The organism is Alistipes muris (assembly GCF_943193205.1).
Lineage (GTDB): Bacteria > Bacteroidota > Bacteroidia > Bacteroidales > Rikenellaceae > Alistipes > Alistipes muris.
Genome location: NZ_CALPDD010000004.1, coordinates 25,256 through 51,852, shown reverse-complemented (window position 1 = coordinate 51,852; position 26,597 = coordinate 25,256). Strand labels below are relative to the sequence as shown.

Below are 26,597 nucleotides of genomic sequence, written 5' to 3'. Positions count from 1 at the left end.
CCGATTTTTAATTCTCAATTCTTAATTTTTAATTTCCAGCAGTGTCTCCTCGCGAACAGTTGGGGCGGTTCGCCGCCGGGTCGAAGGCTTTCGGGCAGTTGTGCCGGGCATACAGGGAGTGCGGCGCCACGGTCCACCTCGGGGAGTTGGTCGGCGGGGCTCTGTCGTTCTACGCCGCCGCCGCCGTCTCCAAGGTCGGGGGCGTGCATGTCTTCGTCGCCGAGGACCGCGATGCCGCTGCTTACCTCCTCAATGATTTCTACGCGTTGCTCGACGAGAAGCACGTCTTCTTCTTCCCCTCTGCTTGGAAGCGGTCCGCCGCTTATGGCGCCGAGGATGCGCAGGGCGTTGTCCAGCGTACCGCGGCGTTGAACGCCCTCCGGAATTTCGACGGTTCAGGTTACCGCGTCCTCTGTACTTATCCCGAGGCTTTGGCCGAGCGGGTCGCCGACGCACAGGCGTTGCAGCAGGGGTTGATCCAGGTCCGTGTCGGCGACAGGCTGTCCATCGGCAGTTTCGAGCAGGCGCTCATCGACGCCGCTTTCTCGCGCGTCGACTTCGTCTACGAGCCCGGGCAGTATTCCGTTCGCGGCGGTATCGTCGACGTCTTTTCCTTTTCCGAGAGCAAGCCCTACCGCGTCGATTTCTTCGGCGACGAGGTCGATTCCATCCGGCGTTTCGAGATTTCGAGCCAGCTTTCGTCCGAGAAGCTCTCCGAAATCGCCGTCATCCCCGATTTGAACGCCGCCGCCGATGCCGCGCGCGTTTCGTTGGCTGCTTTCGTCGGCCGCGACGCTGCTTTTTGGTTCTACGACCCCGATTTCGTCTTGCGCAAGGTCAACGACGTCCGGCGCCGAACCCTCGCCGATTTGGAGCAGCCCGAGCGTATCGACACGCTCATGACCAGCCGCAGCGGGTTGCTCGCCGACCTCGCCCAGAGCAGGCTCTTCATGCTCCGCAACAGCCTCCCCGAGCGGCCCGCTTCCGTCGAGGTGCGTTTCGCCACCGCTCCGCAGCCCAAGTTCAACAAGAATTTCGAGATGCTCGCCGACGATATGATTCGCAACGCCTTGCGGGGTTTCGAGACTTACATCCTCTCCGAGAACAAGGTGCAGGTCGAGCGGCTCGTCAATATCTTCCACCAGATCGGGCGCGGGCAGGCCGTTGTCCGGGCTTTGGGCGTCACGCTCCACGAAGGGTTCGTCGACAGCGAGCTCAGGCTGTGCCTTTATAGCGACCACCAGATTTTCGACCGTTACCAGCGTTACCGTATCAACGGCGAAATCAAGCGCGACGAGCAGATGACCGTCGCCGAGCTCAACCAGTTGCGGCCCGGCGATTACGTCGTCCACATCGACCACGGCGTCGGGCGGTTCGACGGGTTGGTCCGTATCAACGAGAACGGGAAGCAGCACGAGGCCATCAAGCTCGTCTATAAGGACGGCGACGTGTTGTTCGTCAACGTCCATTCGCTCCACCGTATTTCGCGTTACAAGGCCGGCGACGGCGAGCCTCCCAAGGTCTACAAGCTCGGCAGCGGGGCTTGGCAGAAGCTCAAGAGCGCTGCTAAAAAGGCCGTCAAGGATATTTCGCGCGAGCTCATCGCCCTTTACGCCAAGCGCAAGGCTTCCAAGGGCTTCGCTTTCTCGGCCGACAGTTACCTTCAGCACGAGCTCGAAGCGTCGTTCCGGTGGGAGGATACGCCCGACCAGCAGGCCGCCATCGCCGCCGTCAAGAAGGATATGGAGTCCGACCAGCCCATGGACAGGCTCGTGTGCGGCGACGTCGGGTTCGGCAAGACCGAGGTCGCCATCCGCGCCGCGTTCAAGGCCGCGACCGACGGGAAGCAGGTCGCGGTCCTCGTGCCTACTACCATCCTCGCCTTGCAGCATTTCCGGTCGTTTTCCGAGCGTCTGCGCGAGTTCCCCGTCCGCATCGAGTACCTCAACCGCACCAAGTCCGCGCGCGAGGTCGCACAGATTCGCGACGATTTGGCCGCCGGGCGCATCGACATCCTCATCGGCACCCATAAGATGCTCGGCAAGCAGATCGTCTTCCGCGACCTCGGGCTGCTCATCATCGACGAGGAGCAGAAGTTCGGCGTCGCCGCCAAGGAGAAGCTCACCCAGTTGAGCGTTTCTGTCGATACGCTCACTCTGACCGCCACCCCCATCCCGCGTACGCTTCAGTTTGCGCTCATGGGGTCGCGCGACCTCTCCGTCATCTCCACGCCCCCGCCCAACCGCCAGCCCATCGTCACCGAGTCGCACGCTTTCTCCGAGGAGATTGTCCGCGACGCTGTCGAGGCCGAGCTCGCGCGTGGCGGGCAGGTCTATTTCGTCCACAACCGCGTCGAGGATTTGCCCGCCGTCCAGGGGATGATAGCCCGGGTTTGTCCCAAGGCCCGGGTCGGTGTCGGCCACGGCAAGATGCCCGCCGAGCAGTTGGAAAAGCTCATCATGGATTTCATCTACGGCGAGTTCGACGTCCTGCTCTCTACGACCATCGTCGAGAACGGCATTGACATCCCTAACGCCAACACCATCCTCATCGACCACGCCGAGTGCTTCGGGCTCAGCGATTTGCACCAGTTGCGCGGCCGCGTCGGGCGTTCCGACCGCAAGGCTTATTGCTACCTCCTTTCGCCGCCCGACGAGTTGCTGTCGTCCGATGCCCGGCGGCGTCTGAGGGCTATCGAGGAGTTTTCCGACCTCGGGTCCGGGTTCAACATCGCCATGCAGGACCTCGACATCCGCGGCGCCGGCAACCTCCTGGGGGCCGAGCAGAGCGGGTTCATCGCCGACATCGGGTTCGAGACTTACCAGAAAATCATGAACGAGGCCATCGCCGAGCTGCGGGCCGAAGGGTTGCAGGTCGCCGGGCTCTCGGCGGGCGAGCAGCAGGTCGTCGACGGGATGCGGTTCATCGACGACGCCCACATCGACGTCGAGCTCGAAGCCGCCTTGCCCGATTCCTACGTCTCGCAGCAGGCCGAGCGGCTCAAGCTCTACCGCGAGCTCGATTCGGCCAAGGACGAGGAGGCCTTGCAGGCTTTCGCCGCCCGGCTCGCCGACCGTTTCGGGCCTTTGCCGCGGCCCGCTCAGGAGTTGCTCGACGTCGTGCGTCTGCGGTGGGAGGCCATCCGCCTGGGTATGGAGCGCGTCAAGGTCAAGAACGGTTTGATGATCGTCCATTTCGTCGGCGAGGAGGATTCGCCTTATTACAAGAGCGATACTTTCATGGAGCTCTTGAAGCGCGTCACGCAGCATCCCGAGCGTTTCGTGCTCAAACAGCACAATAATCGTCTGGCCATGACCGTTAGGAATATCAAGGATGTGGAGGCCGCTTACAAAACCTTGCGTGAATTGTGAATCTCGTAATCGATATTGGTAATTCCCGGGTCAAGTTGGCCGTTATGGAGAGTGGCAGGTGCGTTGCCGAACGGGTCGCCGAACGGTTTTCGGCGGCTGTTCTCGGGGAGCTGACCGCGGCTTTTCCTGTTCGCAGGGCCATCGTCTCCTCTACCCGGGGCGATGCCGCCGATGTCGCCGCCGCCGTTCGGGCTCAGGGGATTCCTTGCTTGGAGTTCACTCCGCAGACGCTTGTTCCCATCGCCAGCGATTACCTCACGCCCCATACGTTGGGGCGCGACAGGCTCGCCGCCGCGGTCGGGGTCACGGTTCTTTGGCCCGGGCGCGACGTCCTGGTCGTCGATTGCGGCACGGCTGTCACCATCGACCTCGTCACGGCCGACGGTACTTTCCGCGGCGGGTCCATTTCGCCCGGCTTGCGTATGCGGTTCCGCGCCTTGCACGAGTTCACCGCTGCGTTGCCGTTGTGCGACGTTCCCGATTCCGACGGGTTGTTCGGGCGTTCCACTTCCGGGGCCATCGGCGCCGGTGTCCTGAATTCGCTCGTCTTCGAGATCGAGGGTTACATCGGGCGGCTTCGGCGGCAAATCGACGGTTTGTGCGTAATTTTTACCGGCGGCGACGCAAAATATTTGACGAAGCGAATTAAAAATGCGATATTTGCAGATCGTAATCCGGTCTTTTGCGGACTGGACCGAATTTTAGAGTTCAATGCAAGTGAAGAAGACCTTCCGTAGCCTGTTCGGCGCGGCGGTGCTGTCGTGTCTCGCGGCGGGTGCCGCGGCCCAGACCAGCAGTATCAACGCCTTTTCGCCCTATACCATGTACGGTATCGGCGAGCTCTCGACGCCCGGGACGCTTTCGATGCGTTCGATGGGCGGCGTGGGGGTCGCCGTGCGCAATCCCGGCGTGGCCAACATGCTCAATCCCGCCGCTTTCAGCGCCGCTCCCCGGAAGACGTTCCTCTTCAGTTTCGGTATCGAGGGGCAGAATTATTACAATTCGCAGTCCGTCGACAACACTTCCAAGAAGTCCGCGTACAATACGTTCAATTTCCACGACATCGCGTTCCAGATTCCCATCGCCAAGAAGGTCGGGTTGGGTTTCAGCCTCGCGCCTTACAGTTCCGTCGGTTACAGAACCCAATATTACCGCGAGTATAGGCCCAACGACCCCGTGTGGGGCAATATCGGGCCCATGCAGTATACTTACCAGGGCGAGGGCGACCTCTCCGAGGTCAAATTGGGGGTCGGCTGGGAGCCGTTCAAGAATTTTTCCGTCGGCATCGCCGCTCAGTATTATTGGGGCAGAATCGACCGTACCTACGTCGCCGTTCCCGCCGCCGTAGTCGGCGACGGCAATTTCAATTCCATCGTCGGTACGGGCAGTTACAGCATTTCGCAGTTCAAGGGGCAGGTCGGTCTTCAGTGGAACGCCATCTTCTCGCCGCGCCGCGCCCTCACGTTCGGTGCTACGTTCGATTTCGGCGGTGATTTGCGGCCCCGCAGCGAGGAGCGCATCTATACTTCCGACAGCAGCAGCACTCCCGTCAAGGGCGATACCACCAACCTCAAGCTCGTCCTGCCAAGGCAGTTGGCCGTCGGGGCTTATTACCAGACTTCCCGGTGGGCCGTCGGGCTCGATTACGTCTACCAGAATTGGGGCGGCCGCAACAAGGGCATCGCCCGCACGGCCGTGGCCAACAGCGGCAGTTTCGACATCGCCTACACCGATACCCATACCGTCAAGTTCGGCGTCGAGTTCACTCCCAGCCGGTACGACGCGCGCAATTTCTTCAAGCGCTGGTCCTATCGCGCCGGGCTTCGTTACGGCAATTACAACCAGACTTTCGGCGGCCACGGGCTCGACCAGTATGCCGTCACCCTCGGGTTCGGCATTCCCGTGCGGTTCTTCGGCACTTCCGCCATCGACGTCGGCGTCGAGTACGGTTCCCGCGGGTTCAACGTCTCCAGGCAGACAGGGCTCATCCGGCAGCGTTATTTCAAGTTCGCCGTCGGCTTCTCGCTCTTCGCCGGTAGCGAGAACGGCGAGTATTGGTTCGTCCGGCCCAAGTACGATTAGCTTAAAATATCAAATAATTAGGTATCATGAAAAAGGTTCAGTTTCTGTTCATTGCCGCCGCTTTGCTCTTCTGCGGCGCAGTCCGGGCCCAGCAGGATTTCAGCGGGCCGCAGTACGCCAAGTGGGGCGATACGGTCGAGGAGCGTCAGAAGAACATCCTCAGCAGCAACTTCCTCAAGGAGGCTTGCGACAACAAGGATTACAACGCTGCCGCCCAGCATTTTATGGAGTTGGTCCAGAACGCTCCCTCCGCTTCGGAGAATACCTACGTCCGCGGTGCCCTGCTCTATAAGAACAAGATCAACCGCGCCAAAAGCCTGGCCGAGAAAGAGGCCCTTGTCGATTCTTTGTTGTGGACCTACGATCTGCGCGTCCAGTACTTCGGCGGGCATCCTACCCGCGGCAGGGCTTATATCCTCGACCGCAAGGCCCGCGAGTATCTGACTTACAGGCCCAACGACCGCGCCGGTATCCGCCGCGCGTTCCGCGATGCCATCGAGGCGGGCGGTGCCGCCACCGATCCTTCTACGTTGGTCGCTTACTTCAGCAACCTTTGCGCCGATTACAAGGATACCGACGAGATCATGCCCGACGAGGTCATCTCCGAGTACGAGCGTCTCACTCCTTTCTTCGGCGCCGATGCCGCCGAGTTCCGGTCGCAGTTCGACATGGCGTTCGGCATGAGCAACGCCGCCAGCTGCGAGAACCTCGAAAAGCTCTTCCGTGCTAAGTTGGAGACGGCTCCCGAGGACGAGGCCGTGCTCGCGCAGGCCGTCGCGCTCATGTCGCGCGCCAAGTGCGACAGCGAGTTCTACTTCGCCATCGCCGAGAAATATTACGAGGTGAAGCCGTCGTCCGAGACCGCCATGTTCCTCGCGCAGGCTTTCCAGAACAAGGGTGATTACGCCAAGGCTTCCAAGTATCTCAACGAGGCGTTGGAGGTCGAGACCGACCCCGCCGAGCAGCAGAAGCTCTACGTGCGCATCGCCTTGGTCGAGCTCGCCGCCAACCACATCCCCGGCGCCGCCGCGGCCGCCCGTTCGGCCCGCGACCTCAACCCCGAGGACGGCGTGCCTTACTTCGTTCTGGCTCAGTGCTACGGCGTTTCGGCCGGGCAGTGCGGCGGGTTCGCCGGGCAGGCCGCTTTTTGGGTTGCTTACGATACCATGGCCCGCGCCATCGAGCTGCTGCCTTCCGATTCCGAGTACCTCGACCACGCGCGTACTTCGCTCTCTTTGTTCCGCAACCGTTTCCCGACTTCCGAGGAGTGTTTCTTCAACGAGGCCACGGAGGGTTCGCGTTACACCGTTTCGTGCGGTACGGCGGCAGGCTTGGCCACTACGGTCCGTTTCCGTTAAACGTTTCCTGCAATTCCGGCTATGCCCCTGCGCATGACCCGATACTTCTCGGTAGCACTTTCCCTCGTGGGAAGTGCTATCTTGCTGTTTTCGTGCGAGCGCGGGGTTCCCGCCGCCGCTCCGGCCGAGGAGCTCCGCATGACCGAGTACAGCGAGAACCTTTCCATCGTCAATTCGCAGAACGGGCGGCGTTCCTATCATTTCGTCACGCCCCTCATGGAGGGTTATTCGCAGGCCGCCGAGCCTTACCGCGAGTTCCGCAAGGGGGTCAGCATCACTACTTATAAGGACGATTCGCTGTCGACGGTCGACGCCGTTCTTACCGCCAATTACGCCATTTATTACGAGAAGCGGCGGTTGTGGGAGGCCAAGGGCGATGTCGTCGTCGAGAAGTCCGACGGCAAGAAGCTCTTCACCCAGCAGTTGTTCTGGAACGAGCGGACCAAGCGGATTTATTCCAACGTCGATTCCAAAATCGTCCAGTCCGGCGGTACGGACGTCTTCATCGGCGAGGGTTTCGAGTCCGACGAGGAGTTCAGGGATTGGCGGTTCCGGCGTATGAAAGGGCGCATGGAGGTCGATGTCGTGCCCGGTTCGCAGGCCGATTCCGCTGCCAAGCCCGTTGCTTCCGCCGAGAAAAAGCCCGCCCCAAAAGTGTCTGTCGAAAAAGCATCCGTTCAAAAAGCGCCCGCCGTCAGCCCAGACAAGAAAGGGTCCGATTTCCGGCAGCCCGTCGAGGTCGCGCCCTCCGAAAGCGTTTCTTTGCGGCGGCATGCACGGCCCGTCGCCGCCGAGCCCGACACCCGTAGTTCCGAGTTCCGCGACCGTTAATTTTTCCGTTATGCTCACTTCCGTCATTCTGATTCTCTCGATGCTCCTGCTCTCCGCCTTTTTCTCGGGCATGGAGATCGCCTTCACCAGCAAGAACCGGCTCAAGTTGGAGATCGACCGCAAGCAGAGCCGCATGTTCGACCGCATCGCCGAGATTTTCGCCCGCCATCCCGGGCAGTACATCACCACCATTCTCGTCGGCAACAACATCGCGTTGGTCATCTATTCGCTCTACATGTCCGTTCTCCTGCGGACATTGTTCTTCGCGTTGGGGTGGGAGAGTATCGCCAGCCAGGGGTCGGTCGCTATCGAGACGGGCGTTTCCACGCTCATCATCATCTTCGTCGCCGAGTTCCTGCCCAAGTCCGTCTTCCGCAACAACCCCAATTTCTATTACCGGGCCCTCGCTCCCGTCATCTTCTTTTTCTACCTCCTGCTCTTTCCCATCGCACGGCTCACTACGCTCGTTTCCCACGGTATTCTCCGTCTGTTCGGGCGGCCCGTCGTCCGGCAGAGCGCGCAGCCCACTTTCAGCCGCGACGATTTGGCCGCCTTGCTCGATTCCAACGGTTCCGACCCCGGGCCCGAGCCCGACAACGAGCTCAAGCTCTTTCAGAACGCCCTCGATTTCGCCGACCTGCGCGTGCGCGACTGCATGGTTCCCCGCGTCGACATCGAGGCCGTCGACGCCGATTCCACCTCTGTCGAACAGCTCACCGCCCGTTTCGCCGATACCATGTACTCGCGGATTTTCGTTTGGCGCGGCAACATCGACAACATCATCGGTTACGTCAATTCCAAAAGTCTCTTCACCCGGCCCGCCACCATCGGCGAGGTCATCATGGAGGTCAGCTTCGTTCCCGAGACCATGCCTTTGCAGCTCGTCCTCCAGAATTTCATCAAGCACCGCTCCAACGTCGCCGTCGTCATCGACGAGTTCGGCGGGACTGCCGGTATCATTTCTTTGGAGGACGTGCTGGAGCAGATTTTCGGCGAGATCGAGGACGAGCACGACGTGCCCGATCTGACCGAGAAGCAGGTCGCTCCCGACGAGTTCGTCTTCTCTTGCAGGCTCGAGGTCAAGTATCTCAACGAGAAGTACGGTCTCGGTATCGAGGAGAGCAAGGAGTACGATACGCTCGCCGGGTTCATCATCTGTCATTACGAGGGTATCCCCACCGCGGGCGAAACGCTCCTCGTCGGCGATCTCCAGCTGCGGATGCTCCGTACCACCCGTTCGCGCATCGAGTTGGCCCGGGTGAAAAAATTGGCCTGATACGGCGGTTTTTCCGATTAATTTTCCTATATTTGTTCGTTTATTTCCGCAAACAACAATAATTTACATTCCAATATGGCAAGTTTGAATACTTTACGCACCAAGTTCGGCGTCGTGCTTTCGGTCATCATCGCCCTCGCCCTCTTGGCTTTCATTCTCTCGTTGAGGGACGACATGGGTTTTTCGGGCAACGACCCCAAGGTCGGTGAAATCGACGGCTCGAAGGTCGCCTATTCCGAGTATTACGACATCTACGAGCAGGTCCGCGAGCAGTCCGGCGCCCAGGAGAGCGACGAGCAGCAGTCCGCTTTGCTCGCCAATACCGCCTGGCAGACCCTCGTCGCCCGGCGGGTCCTCGCGCCCGGTTTCGAGAAGGCCGGTCTGTGGGTTTCCGAGCAGGAGCGGCAGGCCATGATCGCCGGCAAGGAGTATTCGCCCGTCTTCTACCAGGCTTTCGCCGACCCTCGTACTGGGGTTTATAACGTTGCCGTCGTCAGCCGTTTCCTCGCCGACGCCGAGGCCAATCCGCAGGCCATGCTTACTTGGAAGCAGCTCAACGAGCAGGCACGTCTCGAGCGTGCTACCCGCAAGTTCGCCGCTTTGGTGCGCGGCGGTGCCTTCGCTAATTCGCTCGAGGTCGCCAGCGGCGTCAAGGCTGCCAACGACAAGTTCTCCGGCAGGTGGTTCGGCAAGCAGTATGCGTCGGTCCCCGATTCGCTCATCCATATTTCCAACAGCGACATCAAGGCTTATTATAAGAAGCATAAGAACGCATTCAGGCAGTTGCCGTCGCGTACGTTCTCGTACGTCGTCTTCGAGGTCGAGCCTACCGACGACGACTTGCTCGCTTTGGAGCAGACCGTGCAGGAGGTCGGGGCGCAGTTCGCCGGGACTTCCGAGCTGAAGTCTTTCGTGCGGGCCAACCGCAACGGCCATATCGCCGAGAATTACGTTTCGGCCGCTCAGCTCACCGACGAGGAGGCTGCCGCGCTTTTGGCTGGCAAAACTTACGGGCCTGTCCTCAAGAACAACGAGTGGACCATGGCACGCGTGCTCGATTCCAAGGTCGTGCCCGATTCGCTCGGTATCCGTCACATCGTCCTTCCGTATTCCGAGGAGGAGTTGGCCGACAGCCTTTTGACCGTCATCCGCCGCGGCGGTAACTTCGCCGAGCTCGCGGCCCGTTATTCCGTTTACGATCAGACCGCGGCCAACGGCGGCGAGGTCGGGGTTCTGCCTTTCTCGTCGTTCACGGGTGAGTTCGCTTCTGCGCTCTCCGGTGTCAAGACGGGCGACGTCGTCAAGGTCGCTTCCGGCGACGCCATCCAGTTGTTGCAGGTTTACCGTGCCGGGCGTCCCGTCAAGCACGTGCAGGTCGCTTCCATCGTCTATCCCGTCGAGGCTTCGGCCGCTACCGTGCGCGATGCCCATAACCAAGCCCTTTCGTTCACCGTCAACGCCAAAGGTTCCGCCGAGGCTTTCAGCGAGGCCGCTTCCGCCGCCGCGCTCACTCCGCGCGTCGCTACCCTCACGCAGGGCGAGCGTACCGTCCGGGGGTTGGAGGATTCGCGTGACGTCGCACGTTGGGCTTACGACGCTGACGAGGGCGATTTGTCCGAGATTTTCAAGGTCGGCAAGGATTATGTCGTGGCGCTTCTGACCGACATCGACAACGACGAGTATATGCCCGTCAAGGAGGTGGCTCCGCAGATTCGCGCGCAGTTGCTCCGCGACAAGAAGTTCGACGCCATCCGTAAGGAGCTTTCGGGCGCTTCGCTCGACGAGCAGGCCGCCAGTCTCGGTGCGCAGGTGCAGGATTTCAGCAACGTCGTTTACAATGTTTATTACTTCGACGGCGCAGGTACCGAGCCTCGGCTCATCGGGGCCATCGCTTCCGCCACCGAGACCGGGGCCATCTCCGAGCCCGTCAAGGGTTTCAGCGGCCTTTACGTCTTCCAGGTCGATAATATCGAGCATGGCGACGCCCAGTCTGCCGACGGCGAGAAGGTCCGCGCTCAGGCTTTGGCCGAGAGCCGGGTGGCTCAGTTGGTCTTCCCCGCCGTCCAGCAGCTCGCCGACATCAAGGATTTGCGCGGCAAGTATTTTTAGTCGCGTTTTCGTCATAGGTTATAAAAAAGAGCCGGGTTCTTCCCGGCTCTTTTCTTTCCTCCCTTCCCCGATTTGCCGAGTTAATAAGGAATAGTGGATAATCAGTTCGCGACAATATTTTGCAGCATAGGTTAATTATTCATGATTAACTATACATTATTCATTGTTTTGTCATTCTGAGCGTTAGCGAAGAATCTTCTTTTCTCTCGTCCTTGCGAGCGAGTGCAGCGGGTGTGTTCGTATGCAATCAGTAAGGGCCTTTCCCGATTTTCGGGAAAGGCCCTCGCTGCGTTTGGATTCGGTCGCGTTTATTCTTCCAGCAAGATTTCAAGTATCTTGATGGCGGCCGTCGCAATCGGAGTGCCGGGGCCGAAGATGGCCGCCGCTCCGTCGCGGTAGAGTTCATCGTAGTCTTGCGCCGGGATTACTCCGCCCACGATTACAATGATGTCTTCGCGGCCCAGTTTCTTCAGTTCCGCAATGATTTGCGGTACCAGCGTCAGGTGTCCGGCGGCCAGCGACGATACGCCCACTACATGGACGTCGTTTTCGACGGCTTGGCGCGCCGCTTCTTCCGGCGTCTGGAACAGCGGGCCCATGTCCACGTCGAATCCGATGTCGGCATAGCCCGTCGCTACCACTTTCGCTCCGCGGTCATGGCCGTCCTGGCCCAACTTGGCTATCATCACACGGGGTTGACGGCCTTCTTTCTTGGCAAATTCGGCGCACAGTTCCTTCGCGCGCTCGAACGACTGGTCTTTTTTCACTTCCGAACTGTAAACTCCCGATATGGAGCGGATTACTGCTTTGTAGCGGCCTACGACTTCTTCGCAGGCGTCCGATATTTCGCCCAGCGTCGCGCGGACCTTGGCCGCTTCTACGGCCAGTTCCAGCAGGTTGCCCTGCTTGGTCTTCACGCATTCCGTGATGGCGGCCAGCGCTTTCTTCACGGCCGCTTCGTCGCGGTTCGCACGCAGTTCCTGCAGGCGTTTCACCTGGCTTTCGCGTACCGCCGTGTTGTCCACCGCAAGAATGTCTATCGGCGCTTCCTTGGCCAGGCGGTATTCGTTCACACCGATGATCTTCTGTTCGCCCGAGTCGATGCGGGCCTGGGTGCGGGCCGACGATTCTTCGATGCGCATCTTCGGGATGCCCGTCTCGATGGCCTTGGCCATGCCGCCCAGTTTCTCGATTTCCTCGATGTGTTCCCACGCCTTGCGGGCGATTTCGTTGGTCAGCGTCTCCACATAGTAGGAGCCTGCCCACGGGTCCACCTCACGGCATACCGAGGTCTCCTCCTGGATGTAGATTTGCGTGTTGCGCGCGATTCGGGCCGAGAAGTCCGTCGGCAGGGCGATGGCTTCGTCCAGTGCGTTGGTGTGCAGCGACTGGGTGTGGCCCAGCGCGGCGCCCATCGCTTCGATGGCCGTGCGGGCTACGTTGTTGAACGGGTCTTGTTCCGTCAGCGACCAGCCCGAGGTCTGCGAGTGGGTGCGCAGCGCCAGCGACTTGGGGTTCTTCGGGTCGAATTGCTTCACGATTTTGGCCCACAGCATGCGGGCCGCGCGCATCTTGGCGATTTCCATGAAGTGGTTCATGCCGATGGCCCAGAAGAACGACAGGCGCGGTGCGAACGCGTCGATCGACATGCCGGCGTTGACGCCCGCGCGCAGGTATTCCAGACCGTCGGCCAGCGTGTAGGCCAGTTCGATGTCGGCCGTCGCTCCGGCTTCCTGCATGTGGTAGCCCGAAATCGAGATGGAGTTGAACTTGGGCATGTGCTTCGAGGTGTACTCGAAGATGTCGGCAATGATGCGCATCGAGAATTCGGGCGGATAGATATAGGTGTTGCGCACCATGAATTCTTTCAGAATGTCGTTCTGAATCGTTCCCGACAGCTGGTCGAGCGTGCAGCCCTGTTCCAGACCCGTCACGATGTAGAACGCCAGCACCGGAAGCACGGCGCCGTTCATCGTCATCGACACCGACATGCGGTCCAGCGGAATGCCGTTGAACAGCACCTTCATGTCTTCTACCGAGCAGATCGACACGCCCGCTTTGCCTACGTCGCCCACCACGCGCGGGTGGTCGGCATCATAGCCGCGGTGCGTCGCCAGGTCGAACGCCACCGACAGACCTTTCTGTCCGGCCGCCAGGTTGCGGCGGTAGAAGGCATTCGATTCTTCGGCCGTCGAGAATCCGGCGTACTGGCGGATGGTCCACGGGCGCATCACGTACATCGTCGAGTAGGGGCCGCGCAGGAACGGGGCGATGCCCGCCGCGTAGTTCAGGTGTTCCATGCCCTCCAGGTCCTCGGCCGTGTAGGTGCCTTTGACCGGGATGCGTTCGGAGGTCAGCCACGGTTCCGTCTGGCCGCATTTCTTCGTGGCGCAGCAGCTTTTCTGTGCGGCCGCGTCGTATTTCAGTTCCGAAAATTTAGCTCTCATAGTCAGATTCCCATTTCTTTAAGGTAGAACTTCAGTGTTTCGAGCACGTTCGACTTCACGTTGATGAAGTTCGTGATGCCCTGCGCTTCCAGTTCGGGTGCGCAGGCCGGAGCTCCGGCCACCACCAGGATGGCCTTGCCGCCAAGCAGTTCCTTGATTTTCGGCGCTGCTTCGGCGTAGTCGTCGTCCGAGGCGCAGACTACCACGATTTCGGCTTTCGATTCGAGGGCCGCGGCAACGCCGTCTTCGAGCGATTTGAAGAACGTGTTGTCCTGCACGCGGATTCCGGCGCATGCGAAGAAGTTGCACGAGAACTGCGCACGGGCACGGGCCATCGCCAGGTTGCCGCACGTGAGCATGAACGCCTTGGGCTGCTTGCCCGAGCGGTCCACATGCAGACGCATCTCCTCGAACGCCATCGCACCTCGGTAGGGGGTCAGTACGTTGCCTTCGGCGGCGGCACGCGTTACCGTGTCGGCCGTGATTTCGGCGGGCGCCACTTCCGTGAAGTTGGGGAATTGGTTGGCGCCTAAGAGAATCTGACGGCGCGTAGCGATGTTCTTGTCCTTGTTGGCGGCCGAAGCCTTGACTTTCTCGACGATGACGCCGGCTTTGTAGGCCGCTGTGTAGCCGCCCTTCTCCTCGATTTCAAGGAAGAGCTTCCACGCTTCGTCGGCGATGGACTGCGTGAGGTTCTCGATGTAGTACGAGCCGCCCGCCGGGTCGACTACCTGGTCGAAGTGCGATTCGTGCTTGAGCAGCAGTTCCACGTTGCGGGCAATGCGCTTGGCGAATTCGGTCGGCGCCTCGAACGCTCGGTCGAACGGCGTCACCTCCAGCGAGTGCACCCCGCCGATGGCGGCCGACATGGCTTCCGTCGTGCCGCGCAGCATGTTGACATAGGGGTCGTAGACGGTCTGGTTCCAGCGCGAGGTCTCGGCGTGGATCAGCATCTTGCCTGCGCAGTTCTTCTCGGGGTTGTAGCCCTTGACGATGTTGGCCCACAGCATGCGCGCGGCGCGCAGTTTGGCGATTTCGAGGAAATAGTTGGACGAAACGCTGAACGAAAAGCGCATCTTGCGCGCTACTTCGTCGACGGTCAGCCCGGCTTCCGTCAGCCGTACTAAGTAGTCATGACCGGCCGAGAGGGCGAACGCCAGTTCCTCGACGATGGTCGAACCCGAGTTGCCGAAAATCTGCGCCGAAACGTTGATGACGCGGATGTGCTTGTATTCCTTGGTCTTGCGGAGCAGTTCGGCGATACGGTCGAAGCACTCCTTGCCGTCGGGCGAGCAGAAGTCGCCCTTGGACGAAAGGTTCTTGACCAGCGGGTCGATGACGAACATGATGCGGGCGTCTTCCTTGGCTATGCCCTCCTTTTCGAGTTTGGCCAGCACCAGGTCGGCGAAGCGCCCCATCTTCTCGCCGCAGAATACGAGGTCGACGGCAGGCAGGTGGATGTCGCGCAGGAGCGTGTCGAGCTCGGCGGCCGAGAAGTCGGCCTTGGCGATGTGGAAGCCCAGCGAGTCGACGCCCGAACCCAAGAGCTGCAACGCTTCAGCGTTGGCTGTCGAAGCGTCGGCGACGGTCACCGTCTGGTGTACGCGCCAGCGGTTGTGGGCGTGCGTGCCGCGCACGTAGGGGAACTCGCCCGCCTGCGAGCCCAGGAAGCGCAGACCTTCGAGGTTCTCGGCGCGGTAGTAGGGCCGCACGTTGAATCCTTCGCCCGTGCGCCATACCAGTTTGCGTTCGTAGTCAGCACCTTTCAGGTCGGCCGTAATCGCCTCTTCCCACTGTGCGGTCGGCACGGCCGGGAATTCGGCGAACAGCTTTTCTTGTTTGGTATTTGCCATAACTATTTTGAGATTAGTTGAATGTGCTTTCAAATTGCACGTAAAGGTATAAAATAATTGGTGAATAATAAATAAGGAATAATTAATAATTGATGTTCATTGTCATTTTGAGGAGCGGCGCGACGAAAAATCTTCGGCATCGCTATTCGTGTGTGTTATGCGTTATTTATTCCAAAATTATCCTATAATACTTCAAAATTCCGGAAAATCGAAAATCGGAGTTTCCGGAAGAATTGCTTGAAAATTCACTATGTTTTCGGAAAAATGACCCAAAAAATCGGTGCATGTGCGAAAAATCACACCGATTTTCCGGAAAAACGATGAAAAATTACGCGTTTTTGCTAAAAAGTGCGATTTTTTGAAAACAACGAAAACGAAAAGTTTTTACCTTTGTCCGCAGATCCGGCGGCGAGCGAACGCCGGGCGAAAACTGCAAATCCCAAAATCGGAAAATCATGTCGTTACTCAGGTTCAAGATGGTCGATGCGGCCATCAACCACACGGCCGCCGAGGTGAAGATTCCCGCCGGCCGGCCCTCGGACTATTTCGGCGCCAAGGTCTTCGGACGCGATGCCATGCGCAAGTACTTGGACAAAAGCACGTTCAACGCGCTTGTCAACACCATGGAGAACGGCACGCCGCTGCCCTTCGACATCGCCGACAGCGTGGCTGCCGGCATGCGCCAGTGGGCGTTGGAGCACGGCGCCGACCACTATACCCACTGGTTTCAGCCGCTGACGGGCGGTACGGCCGAGAAGCACGACGCGTTCGCCGAGCCGGACAACTGCGGCGGGGTGCTGGAAGCGTTTTCGGGCAAGCTGCTCGTGCAGCAGGAGCCCGACGCGTCGTCGTTCCCCAACGGCGGTATCCGCAACACTTTCGAGGCGCGCGGTTATTCGGCGTGGGACCCTGCGTCGCCCGCTTTCATCGTCGACACGACGCTCTGCATCCCGACCGTCTTCATCGCCTATACGGGCGAGGCGCTCGACTACAAGGTGCCCCTGCTGCGTTCGCTGACCGCCGTCGACAAGGCCGCTACGGAGGTATGCCATTACTTCGACAAGAACGTCGAAAAGGTCGTGTCGTATTTGGGCTGGGAGCAGGAGTATTTTTTGGTCGACGAAAGTTTGTGGGCCATCCGCCCCGACCTGGTGCTGACGGGCCGCACGCTCATGGGCCACGAATCGGCTAAGAACCAGCAGCTCGAAGACCACTATTTCGGGGCTATCCCCACGCGCGTCATGTCGTTCATGAAAGAGTTGGAATACGAATGTCTGCTGCTGGGCATTCCCGTCAAGACGCGTCATAACGAGGTGGCGCCCAACCAGTTCGAGCTGGCCCCCGTCTACGAGGAAGCCAACCTTGCCAACGACCACAACCAGCTGCTGATGACCATCATGGACAAGATAGCCCGCCGCCATCGGTTCCGTGTGCTGCTGCACGAAAAGCCGTTCAAGGGCATCAACGGTTCGGGCAAGCACAACAACTGGTCGCTGGGCACCGACACGGGGGTGAACCTGCTCGGCCCGGGCAAAACGGCGTCGGAGAATCTGCAGTTCATTACGTTCCTGGTCAACGTCGTCTCGGCGGTCTACAAGCATAACGGCCTGCTGAAAGCCTCCATCATGAGTGCGACGAACGCCCACCGTCTGGGCGCCAACGAAGCGCCCCCGGCCATCATTTCGACGTTCCTCGGGTCGCAGGTCTCGGCCGTTTTAGACAAATTGGCCGCGTCCAAGGGCGACGACGCCATCCGCTTCGACGCCAAGAACGTCTTCAAGATGAGCGGCATTTCGCATATCCCGACGCTGCTCTTGGACAACACCGACCGCAACCGCACCTCGCCGTTCGCCTTCACGGGCAACCGCTTCGAGTTCCGCGCCGTGGGTTCGTCGGACAACTGCGCCGAGGCGATGATTACGCTCAACACGGCCGTGGCCGACGAACTCACGCACTTCAAGCAGGCCGTCGACGCCAAAATCGAAGCCGGGGCCAAGAAAGAAAAGGCCATCTACGAAGTCTTGAAGAAGATGATCAAGGAGTGCCGCGCCGTCCGCTTCGACGGCAACGGCTATTCGGACGAATGGAAGACCGAAGCCGCGAAGCGCGGGCTCGACTGCGAGACTTCCACGCCGCTGGTTTTCGACCGCTACCTCGACAAGGAGTCGCTGCGGATGTTCGGCGAGATGGGGGTTTACACCCGGGTCGAACTCGAAGCCCGCACCGAGGTGAAGTGGGAGACCTACACCAAGAAGATTCAGATCGAGGGCCGTGTGCTGGGCGACCTGGCGATGAACCACATCGTTCCTATCGCGTCGAAGTACGAAGCGCTGTTGTTGGACAAGGTCTACAAGCTCCAGCAGATTCCCGAACTGAAGTCGACGGCCGACATCGCCCTTATCAAGAAGATACAGGACCACACGACGGCGATTCAGAGACTGACCGACGAGATGACCGAAGCGCGCAAGAAGGCCAACCGCATCGAGGACCAGCGCGAAAAGGCCGTCGCCTACCACGACACCGTGGCGGTCTTCTTCGACGAAATCCGCCACCATATCGACAAGCTCGAAGAGATCGTCGACGACCAGATATGGCCCCTGCCCAAGTACCGCGAGCTGCTCTTTATCCGGTAGGCGCGCTCACGGTCCGCATTTTCCGCTCCCTGTCGCAGTTGTTTCGGCAGGGAGCTTTTTGTGCGCTCCGCTCTGTGGTCCCGGAGCCGCGGCAGACCGCAATGACATTTTTAATTCCTAATGTTTAATTCTTAATTCGGTTTTCCCTATCTTTGCACGTATGATCGACCGGGAGACAGTAGACCGCATCTATGCCGCCGCCAATATCGTGGATATTGTCGGCGACTTCGTCACGCTCAAGCGCAAAGGCGTGAACTACCAGGCGTGCTGTCCGTTCCACAACGAGAAGACCCCGTCGTTCGTCGTTTCGCCCTCCAAGGGCGTCTACAAGTGTTTCGGCTGCGGCAAGGGCGGCAACGCCGTGACGTTCCTGATGGAGCACGAGAACGTCACCTATCCCGAAGCGCTCAAGATGGTGGCCAAGCGCTACGGCATCGAGGTCAAGGAGAAGGAGCTCACCCCCGAGGAGGAGCGGCGCAACAACGACCGCGAATCCATGTTTGCGCTCAATGGTTGGGCGGCCGACTACTTCGCTGACTATCTGCACCACGAGAGCGAGGGGATGAGCGTCGGCATGGCCTATTTCCGCCAGACGCGCGGCATGACCGACGCCACGATTCAGAAATTCGGCCTCGGTTTCTGCCCGGCCAAGGGCGACAAGATGTCCAAGGACGCGCTGGCCGCCGGGTACAAGGAGGAATTCCTCCTCTCGACGGGCCTGTCGCTCAAGCGCGAGAGCGACGGTTCGCTCTTCGACCGTTTCCACGACCGGGTGATGTTCCCGGTCCACAATATTTCGGGCCGTATCGTGGCGTTCGGCGGCCGTACGCTCCGCACCGACAAGAAAGTCGCCAAGTACCAGAATTCGCCCGAGAGCGAGATATACAGCAAGAAGCGCGAACTCTACGGTCTCTATTTCGCCAAGAAAGCCATCCAGCAGCAGGACTTCGCCATCATGGTGGAGGGCTACACCGACGTCATTTCGATGCACCAGGCCGGGGTCGAGAACGTCGTCGCGTCGTCCGGTACGTCGCTCACGACGGAGCAGATACGCCTGCTGAACCGCTTTACGAAGAACATCACCGTTATCTACGACGGCGATTCGGCGGGTATCCATGCGTCGCTGCGCGGTATCGACATGATCCTCAAGGAGGGCATGAACGTGCGCGTCGTGCTGCTGCCTGAGCCCGAGGACCCCGATTCGTTCGCCCGGAGCCACACGGCGGCCGAACTGCAGGAGTATATCCGCACCAACGAACAGGATTTCCTGGCGTTCAAGGCCAAGCTGCTGTTGGAGGACGCGCAGGGCGACCCCATCAAGAAGGCGTCGCTTATCGGCGACATGGTGCAGTCCGTCGCGCAGATTCCCGATTCCATCCAGCGGGCCGTCTACATCAAGGAGTGCGCCCGCATCATGGAGATCGACGAACAGATTCTCATCTCCGAGGTGGCGCGCAAGCGGCTTTCGACCACGGGCGACCGCGAGACCGACGAATTCGTGCGGCGGCAGACGACCCTGCGCCGCGAGACGCCGCGCGAACCCGAGGTGGAGTACGTGCGCGAGGTCGAGGCCGGTAGCAGCACCGATGCGCTGGAACGCGAGCTGTGCAAATACCTGCTCAAGTACGGGCATTGTTCGTTCGACTTCAAGGAGGGGCGCACCATGGTGGCGTGCAACGTGGCCGAGGTCATCTTCGACGAGCTGGCCGACGGCGGGCTGACGTTCCGCAATCCCCAGTATGACAAGATACGCGCGGCCTATTGCGAGCAATGGCAGCAGTCGGGCGTGGGGGTCGAGGTTCCGGCGCATCTGTTCACCAACCACAGCGACCCCGAGGTGTGCAACGTGTCGGTCGACTTGCTTTTTTCGGACGACAACTATGTGCCCAGCGAGCTCTGGAAGCGCAAGGACGTGCATGTGGAGAGCGACGCCGAGATGTTGGCCGTGGGGGTGCCCAAGGCCGTGGCGCTCTACAAGACCAAGGTCATCGAGGGGTTGATAAAGGAGTGCCAGGCCAAGCTCGGCGACGAACTCACCGACGAACAGGTGACCGAAATCATGCAGCGGCTCGCCGCCCTGAACCGCGCCAAGGTGACCATGGCCCGGAAACTGCAAAGACTTATATTATAAGGTGGAAATTAAAAAGAGGGCGGGCTTCGGGTCGTACACGCATCGCTGCGCATACCGTGTGCAAACAGAAAATAAACAGAAAGATGTGTAAAACATATCTGAAAAGATAAAGAAATTGGTTACCTTAAACCGATTCCCGCCCTCTGCGACCATACGTTGCAATTCGCGTGCCGTTTTGGCCGATGCGGGGGCACGGACGGGACATCGGCCGGAAAACCGAGGACAAGGCAATGAGCGAACAGAAAAAAATCAATATCCGGAACAAGCGGGCCACCTTCGATTACGAAATTCTCGAAGAGTGGACCGCAGGCATCGTGCTGGTCGGCACCGAAATCAAGTCGGTGCGTGCCGGAAAGGCTTCGATGACCGATTCCTACTGCTATTTCGACAAGGGCGAGGTGTGGATACGCGGGGTCAACATCGCCGAATACGATTGGGGTACTTGTAACAACCACGCGCCGCGCCGCGACCGCAAACTCCTGCTGACGGCCCGCGAAATCGCCAAGCTCCAGCGCCTTGCGCAGGATAAGGGGCTGACCGTCGTGGGGCTGCGGCTCTTTCTCAACGACCGCGGTTTGGCCAAGGTCGTCATCGGGCTGGCCCGCGGCCGCAAGTCCTACGACAAGCGCGAGTACCTCAAGGAGAACGACGCGAAGCGCGAGATGGACAAGGCGCTGAAAAACTTCAGGCGATGATTCGGGCGCTCTTTTTCGACGTCGACGGTACGCTCGTGAGTTTCGCGACCCACCGGGTGCCCGACTCTACGCGCGAAGCGTTGGCGGCGGCCCACGGGCGCGGCGTGCGGATTTTCATCGCCACGGGCCGGGCCGCGGGAGACCTGGGGCTCATAGCCGGGATTCCGCGCGACGGGGTGGTGGCGCTCAACGGGGCCGAATGCCGGCTCTCCGACGGCGAGTGCATCGCCTGCCGCCCGATTCCGCAGGCCGATTTCGAGCGCAGCATGGAGTTGGCCGAGGAGCTGGGATTCGCCGTGGCGCTGGAGTTCGACGACGGGATTTTCGTGGACCGTGTGACCCCCGAAGTGGTGCGAATGGCGCATTCCATAGCCCACCCCGTGCCGGAAGCCGTGGACCTGCGGGCGCTGTTCGCCCGACGCACCTGTTGCCAGATGTGCTTTTTCTGCAACGAGGAAACCCAGCGGCGCATCATGCCGCAGCTGCCCGGGCTGGCGGCCAACCGTTGGTGCCCGATTTTCACCGACATCAACGCCTGCGGGACCGACAAGGCCAAAGGCGTGGCGGCAATGGCGGCCCGGTTCGGATTGGCGGCCGACGAAATCATGGCGTTCGGCGACGGCGGCAACGACATACCCATGCTGCGGGCCGCAGGCGTCGGCGTGGCGATGGGCGAGGCGGGCCCCGAGGTGCAGGCCGCGGCGGATTATGTCACGGATTCGGTCGACGACGACGGAATCCGCAAGGCGCTGATTCGTTTCGGCGTAATCGGTAGCGAAAATTAAAAATGAAAAATTAAGAATTAAAAATTGATCGGACGGTCTCTGTTTATGCTTACGGGGCAATGACTTTGCGCGGGGCCCGGCTCGCGCTTACAGCGCGACCGCCCCAGCCGGGCCCGCGAGCGGCCGAATGACAAAATGCAATCTCAGCCCTCGCTTATTCGCAAAATGTTTGATTTTGCTTGCGCTCGGCATAGCCTGCAAGCACTCTCTGCCTTCGCTTATTCGCAAAATTCACTTTTCACCTCTGAAAAACATGTCTCTGATTCTTTGTATCGAAACCGGCACCGACATCTGTTCGGTGGGGATTGCCCGCGACGGCGAGCTGGTCTCTCTGCGCGAAAGCGACGAGGGCCGCGACCACGCCCGCAAGGTGGGGCTTTTCGTCGACGAGCTGCTGCGCGAAACGGGCATTGCGCCCGACGAGCTCGACGCGGTGGCCGTGGGCAAGGGGCCCGGTTCCTACACGGGGCTGCGCATCGGCGTGTCGTTCGCCAAAGGGCTCTGCTACGGCTTGGGCAAACCGCTGTTGGCGGTCGGGTCGCTCGACGCGCTGGCCGAAGTGGCGCGCGAGGACCACGAGGCCGGGATTCTCGCGGTCGGCGACTGGGATCGGGCGCTGCTGTGCCCGATGGTCGATGCCCGGCGTATGGAAGTCTATGCGCAGGTGTTCGACAGCGCAGGCGCGGCGCAGTCGGAGGTGGTGGCCGAGGTGGTCGGCGCGGAGAGTTTCGCGGCGTTCCGGGCGGAGGGCCGTCCGTTCGTCATCTTCGGCAACGGTGCCCGCAAGTGCGCCGAGGTGCTGCCCGACGCGCAGTTGGTCGAGGTGGCGCCGTCGGCCCGCGGGCTGGCGCGCCTGGCCCAGCAGGCGTTCGGCGAGGGCCGCACGGAAGACGTCGCGTACTTCGAGCCGTTCTATCTCAAGGATTTCGTCGTCACGACGGCGAAGAAAAAACTCTTCTAATCGTTCTCCTCCTCGCTGCCGGCGAGTTCGAGCGTGCGGGGATCGTGCTGCCGCCTGGCTTGGAGCCGGGCGGTTTTGCGCAGGCGTTCGCCCACGCGGATGATGTTGTCGTTGCCGGTGCAGAGACGTTTGTGGGCGTCGTCGTAGGCGTCGCGGGCCTTGCCCAGCGCCGTGCCGACGCTTTCGAGCGAGGCTGTGAACGCCACCAGCTGTTCGTAGAGTTTCAGTCCGCAGGCGGCTATTTCCTTGGTGTTCTTGTCCTGGTCGTTGTATTTCCAGAGGTCGGCCACCAGCTTCAGCAGCGCGAACAGGTTGGTCGGCGACGAGACGATGACTTTCTTTTCGTAGGCGTCGGCCCAGATGGCCGGGTCGTTCTGCAAGGCCGCGAGAAAGGCCGGTTCGTTGGGGACGAACATGATGACGAAGTCGGGCGAATCCAAAAGCCGCTGGTACTCCTTGCGTCCCAGTTCGCTGACGTGCTGGCGCACCGACGCCACGTGGGCGGCCAGCTGGCGGCGGCGTTCCTCCTCGTCTTCGGCCGCCGTGTAGCCCAGAAAGGCCGTCAGCGAAACTTTCGAGTCGATGACGATGTGCTTCTTCTCCGGCAGGTGCAGCACCACGTCGGGCCGCAGGTTGCGTCCCTCGGCATCTTTGATGTTGTACTGCGTTTCGTAATGGATGCCTTTGAGGAGCGATGAGTTGTCGAGGATGGTTTCCAGGAGCATTTCGCCCCAGTCGCCCTGCACCTTGGAGTTGCCCTTGAGGGCGTTGGTGAGGTTCTGCGCCTCGGCCGAAATCGAACGGTTGAGCTCCATGAGCCGTTGCAGCTCGTTTTTCAGTTCACCGCGCTGCGAAGTCTGCGTGGTGTAGATTTCTTCGACGCGTTTGCGGAAGTCGGCGATGTTGTCCTTGAAAGGCTTGAGCAGCAGGTCGATGGATTCCTGGCTCGTCTGCCGGAAGCGCTGCGACTGCTCGCCGAGGATTTCGGTCGCTAAGTTGCGGAATTGGAGCCGCAGGGTCTCCTCCTCCTTTTCGCGGCGCTGTTTCTCCGCTTCGCGTTCTTCGGCCGTGCGGCGTTGCAGGGCCGCAAGTTCGGCTTCGGCGCGTGTGCGCAGGGCGTCGCTCTCGGCGCGGGACGCCGCGAGGATGCGCAAATCTTCCTGAGCGGCGGTTTTCTCTGCCGCAAGCCGCCGGGCTTCGCGCCGTTGCAGGATGCAGACGGCTGCAAGGGCTGCGGCAAGCGCCCCGAGGAGGACCAGGGCGATGATAAGGGTCGTATTCATACGCACGAAGGTAGTAAATAATTTCGAGCTGTGCAGGTCTGCGCACCGAATTTATGGGGCGGGGGCGTTGCGGCCTGCGATTTGTTTTGTATTTTTGTAAAAAATCCCCGCCTATGCCCCGTATAGTAGCCCCCTCGATGCTTTCGGCCGACTTCGGCCACCTCGACCGCGACACCCGCATGGTCCACCGCAGTGCCGCCGAATGGATTCATATCGACGTGATGGACGGCGTGTTCGTGCCCAACATCTCGTTCGGATTCCCGGTGCTGAAAGCCATCCGCAAGGCGTCGGACAAATGCCTGGACGTCCATCTGATGATTGTCGGGCCGGAACGTTACGTCGGGCGTTTCGCCGAAGCCGGGGCCGACATCCTTACGTTCCACTACGAAGCCACGGCCGACGTGAGGGCGTGCATCGGTTTGATTCGCAAGGCCGGGGCGCGGGTGGGTATTTCCGTCAAGCCCGCCACTCCGGTCGGGGTGCTGCGCGACATCCTGCCGTTGGTCGACATGGTGCTGATAATGAGCGTCGAGCCCGGTTTCGGCGGGCAGGCGTTCATCCCCGAAGCGTTGCAGAAAATCGCCGACTTGCGGGCAATGGCCCGCCAGCAGGGGCTCGACACCCTTATCGAGGTCGACGGCGGTATTTCGGCCCGCAATGCAGGCGAAATCTACGCCGCCGGGGCCGACATCTTGGTGGCGGGCAGCAGCGTGTTCGGCGCCGCCGACCCCGAAGCCGAAATCGTCCGGATGCTCGGAGCTTGAATTCCCCGCCGGCAATGGGGCGATTGTCGCGATAAATCGCTACCTTTGTCGCTATGATTTCATTGGACAACCTGACGGTCAGCTACGGCGGCTGGACCCTTTTCGACAATATCTCGTTTCTGATAAACCCCAAGGACCGCATCGGGCTCGTGGGCAAGAACGGCGCGGGCAAGACTACGCTGCTGCGCATCATCACGGGCGAGCAGCAGCCCACGTCGGGCGCCGTGACGGTCAACGGCGAGTGTACCATCGGTTACCTGCCGCAGACCATGCGCGTGGCCGATACCACGACCCTGGCCGACGAGACGGCCAAGGCGTTCGAGGAGGTGCTGCGCATAGAGGCCGAAATCGAGCGGCTGACGCGCGAAATCGCCGAACGGACCGACTACGAGAGTGCCGACTACGAGCAGTTGCTCCATCGGCTCAACGACGCGCAGGACCACTACCATATTCTTGGCGGCGAGACGCGCGACGCCGACATCGAGAAGACGCTCTTGGGGCTGGGTTTCAAGCGCGAGGACTTCGGCCGTGCGACGAGCGAGTTTTCGGGCGGCTGGCGCATGCGCATCGAGTTGGCCAAGCTGCTGTTGCGCCGTCCCTCGATTTTTCTGCTCGACGAGCCGACCAACCACCTCGACATTGAATCCATCCAGTGGCTGGAGGAGTCCCTGCGCAATTACAGCGGCGCCGTGCTGCTGATTTCGCACGACCGGGCTTTTCTGGACAACGTGACCAACCGCACCGTCGAGCTGTCGTTGGGCAAGGTGACCGACTACAAGGTTTCCTACTCCAAATATGTGGTCCTGCGGGCCGAACGGCGGGCGCAGCAGCTGGCCGCCTACGAGAACCAGCAGCGCATGATCGAGAAGACCGAGGAGTTCATCGAGAAGTTCCGCTACAAGCCTACGAAGTCCAACCAGGTGCAGTCGCGCATCAAGCAGCTCGAACGCCTCGACCGGCTGGAGGTCGAGGAGGAAGACCTGGCGACGCTCAACATCAAGTTCCCGCCCGCGCCGCGTTCGGGGCAGGTGGTGGCCGAAATCAAGGATGCCGGGATGTCGTTCGGCGCGAAACGCGTGTTCGGCGGCGCGAACTTCACCATCGGCAAGGGCGACCGCATCGCGCTGGTGGGCCGCAACGGCGAGGGCAAGACGACCCTTGCGCGGATGCTCATCGGCCAGCTGACCCCCACCGAGGGGTCGGTCCGGCTGGGGGCCAACGTCAACATAGGTTACTATGCGCAGAACCAGGACGACCTGATGGACGGCGAATTCACGGTCTATGACACCCTCGACCGGGTGGCCGTGGGCGACATCCGCACGCGCCTGCGCGACATCCTGGGGGCGTTCCTGTTCCGCGGCGAGGACATCGACAAGAAGGTGAAGGTGCTCTCGGGCGGTGAACGGGCCCGGCTGGCGATGGCCCGCATGATGCTCGAACCGCGCAACCTGCTGGTGCTCGACGAGCCCACCAACCACATGGACATGCGCTCGAAAGACATTCTCAAGAGCGCCATCATGAAGTACGACGGCACGGTGGTGGTCGTGTCGCACGACCGCGAATTCCTCGACGGCATGGTCGACAAGGTCTACGAGTTCCGCGACGGCGCGGTCAAGGAGTATTTGGGCGGCATCTACTATTTCCTGGAAAAGCGCAAACTCGAATCGTTGCAGGAAATTGAGCGGCACGACGCTCCCGAGAGGTCCAAAGGCGTCCCCGAGAAATCCGGCGCCGCTTCCGGCAAACTCTCCTACGAGCAGAAAAAGGAGCAGGAGAAGTTGGTGCGCAAGCTCCGCAAGGCGGTCGAGACCATCGAAGCCGGGTTGGCCGACATTGAGCGGCAGATTGCCGATTACGACACGAAATTCGCCGCGGCGACCGAGTATAACGAAGCCGACTACAAGGCCTACAACGAGCTCAAGGCCCGTTACGACCACCAGATGCACGAGTGGGAGAAGGCTTCCTACGAATTGGAAATAACGGAAGAACAATAAGAAGACTTGTTTTGTCATTCTGAG

At 60.5% G+C, this 26,597-nt stretch carries 17 protein-coding genes; 14 read left to right on the top strand and 3 right to left on the bottom strand.

Going from position 1 to position 26,597, the window contains the following annotated elements; all coding sequences use genetic code 11:
- Positions 1-41 precede the first annotated feature (41 nt).
- The 7 genes from mfd (at position 42) to NFR47_RS03400 (ending at position 11,027) form a co-directional block, all read left to right on the top strand.
- On the top strand, positions 42-3,371 hold the full coding sequence (gene mfd / locus NFR47_RS03430) for a transcription-repair coupling factor (RefSeq protein ID WP_251214183.1): 3,330 nt from the start codon (positions 42-44) through the stop codon (positions 3,369-3,371).
- On the top strand, positions 3,368-4,108 hold the full coding sequence (locus NFR47_RS03425) for a type III pantothenate kinase (protein ID WP_251214182.1): 741 nt from the start codon (positions 3,368-3,370) through the stop codon (positions 4,106-4,108). Before mfd ends, NFR47_RS03425 begins: the two co-directional genes overlap by 4 nt.
- Positions 4,083-5,453: a BamG family beta-barrel-assembly machinery protein gene (gene bamG, locus NFR47_RS03420; protein WP_338022840.1), complete on the top strand. Its 1,371-nt coding sequence runs from the start codon at positions 4,083-4,085 to the stop codon at positions 5,451-5,453. The genes NFR47_RS03425 and bamG overlap by 26 nt, the downstream gene beginning before the upstream one ends.
- A 26-nt stretch (positions 5,454-5,479) precedes the next feature.
- Positions 5,480-6,811, top strand: a complete 1,332-nt coding sequence (locus tag NFR47_RS03415) for a tetratricopeptide repeat protein (protein ID WP_251214181.1) — start codon at positions 5,480-5,482, stop codon at positions 6,809-6,811.
- Between the two features lie 66 nt (positions 6,812-6,877).
- The gene (locus NFR47_RS03410; RefSeq protein ID WP_251214180.1) at positions 6,878-7,642 is read left to right on the top strand and encodes an LPS export ABC transporter periplasmic protein LptC; all 765 of its coding nucleotides are present in this window, start codon (positions 6,878-6,880) and stop codon (positions 7,640-7,642) included.
- A gap of 10 nt (positions 7,643-7,652) precedes the next feature.
- Complete coding sequence (locus tag NFR47_RS03405; protein WP_251214179.1) at positions 7,653-8,918, top strand: hemolysin family protein; 1,266 nt, start codon at positions 7,653-7,655, stop codon at positions 8,916-8,918.
- Positions 8,919-8,993: 75 nt separating this feature from the next.
- Positions 8,994-11,027, top strand: coding sequence for a peptidylprolyl isomerase (locus NFR47_RS03400; RefSeq protein WP_251214178.1), 2,034 nt, complete (start codon positions 8,994-8,996; stop codon positions 11,025-11,027).
- A 308-nt stretch (positions 11,028-11,335) separates the two neighbouring features.
- Here NFR47_RS03400 and scpA read toward each other — a convergent pair whose 3' ends face one another.
- Positions 11,336-13,474: a methylmalonyl-CoA mutase gene (scpA, locus tag NFR47_RS03395; protein WP_251214177.1), complete on the bottom strand. Its 2,139-nt coding sequence runs from the start codon at positions 13,472-13,474 to the stop codon at positions 11,336-11,338.
- Positions 13,475-13,476: 2 nt separating this feature from the next.
- A complete protein-coding gene (locus NFR47_RS03390) occupies positions 13,477-15,327 on the bottom strand; it encodes a methylmalonyl-CoA mutase family protein (RefSeq protein ID WP_251214176.1) in 1,851 nt (616 codons plus the stop codon).
- Positions 15,328-15,782: 455 nt separating this feature from the next.
- Here NFR47_RS03390 and NFR47_RS03385 point away from each other — a divergent pair, with 455 nt between their 5' ends.
- From NFR47_RS03385 to tsaB, 5 genes are all read left to right on the top strand, one after another.
- Positions 15,783-17,960, top strand: a complete 2,178-nt coding sequence (locus NFR47_RS03385) for a glutamine synthetase III family protein (RefSeq protein WP_251214175.1) — start codon at positions 15,783-15,785, stop codon at positions 17,958-17,960.
- Positions 17,961-18,120: 160 nt separating this feature from the next.
- Positions 18,121-20,091 (top strand): DNA primase, encoded by a 1,971-nt coding sequence (gene dnaG, locus NFR47_RS03380; protein ID WP_251214174.1) that lies wholly within the window; start codon positions 18,121-18,123, stop codon positions 20,089-20,091.
- Positions 20,092-20,321: 230 nt separating this feature from the next.
- The gene (gene smpB / locus NFR47_RS03375; protein WP_251214173.1) at positions 20,322-20,786 is read left to right on the top strand and encodes an SsrA-binding protein SmpB; all 465 of its coding nucleotides are present in this window, start codon (positions 20,322-20,324) and stop codon (positions 20,784-20,786) included.
- Positions 20,783-21,571, top strand: a complete 789-nt coding sequence (locus NFR47_RS03370; RefSeq protein ID WP_251214172.1) for a Cof-type HAD-IIB family hydrolase — start codon at positions 20,783-20,785, stop codon at positions 21,569-21,571. The genes smpB and NFR47_RS03370 overlap by 4 nt, the downstream gene beginning before the upstream one ends.
- 253 nt (positions 21,572-21,824) lie before the next feature.
- Positions 21,825-22,532 (top strand): tRNA (adenosine(37)-N6)-threonylcarbamoyltransferase complex dimerization subunit type 1 TsaB, encoded by a 708-nt coding sequence (tsaB, locus tag NFR47_RS03365; protein WP_251214171.1) that lies wholly within the window; start codon positions 21,825-21,827, stop codon positions 22,530-22,532.
- Here tsaB and NFR47_RS03360 read toward each other — a convergent pair.
- Positions 22,529-23,815 (bottom strand): DNA recombination protein RmuC, encoded by a 1,287-nt coding sequence (locus tag NFR47_RS03360; RefSeq protein WP_251214170.1) that lies wholly within the window; start codon positions 23,813-23,815, stop codon positions 22,529-22,531. The genes tsaB and NFR47_RS03360 overlap by 4 nt on opposite strands.
- Before the next feature lie 113 nt (positions 23,816-23,928).
- On the opposite strand from NFR47_RS03360, the gene rpe reads away from it, so the two are divergent.
- Together rpe and abc-f are read left to right on the top strand one after the other, a co-directional pair.
- Positions 23,929-24,579 (top strand): ribulose-phosphate 3-epimerase, encoded by a 651-nt coding sequence (gene rpe, locus NFR47_RS03355; protein ID WP_251214169.1) that lies wholly within the window; start codon positions 23,929-23,931, stop codon positions 24,577-24,579.
- Positions 24,580-24,632: 53 nt separating this feature from the next.
- Complete coding sequence (abc-f, locus tag NFR47_RS03350; protein ID WP_251214168.1) at positions 24,633-26,573, top strand: ribosomal protection-like ABC-F family protein; 1,941 nt, start codon at positions 24,633-24,635, stop codon at positions 26,571-26,573.
- Positions 26,574-26,597: the final 24 nt, after the last annotated feature.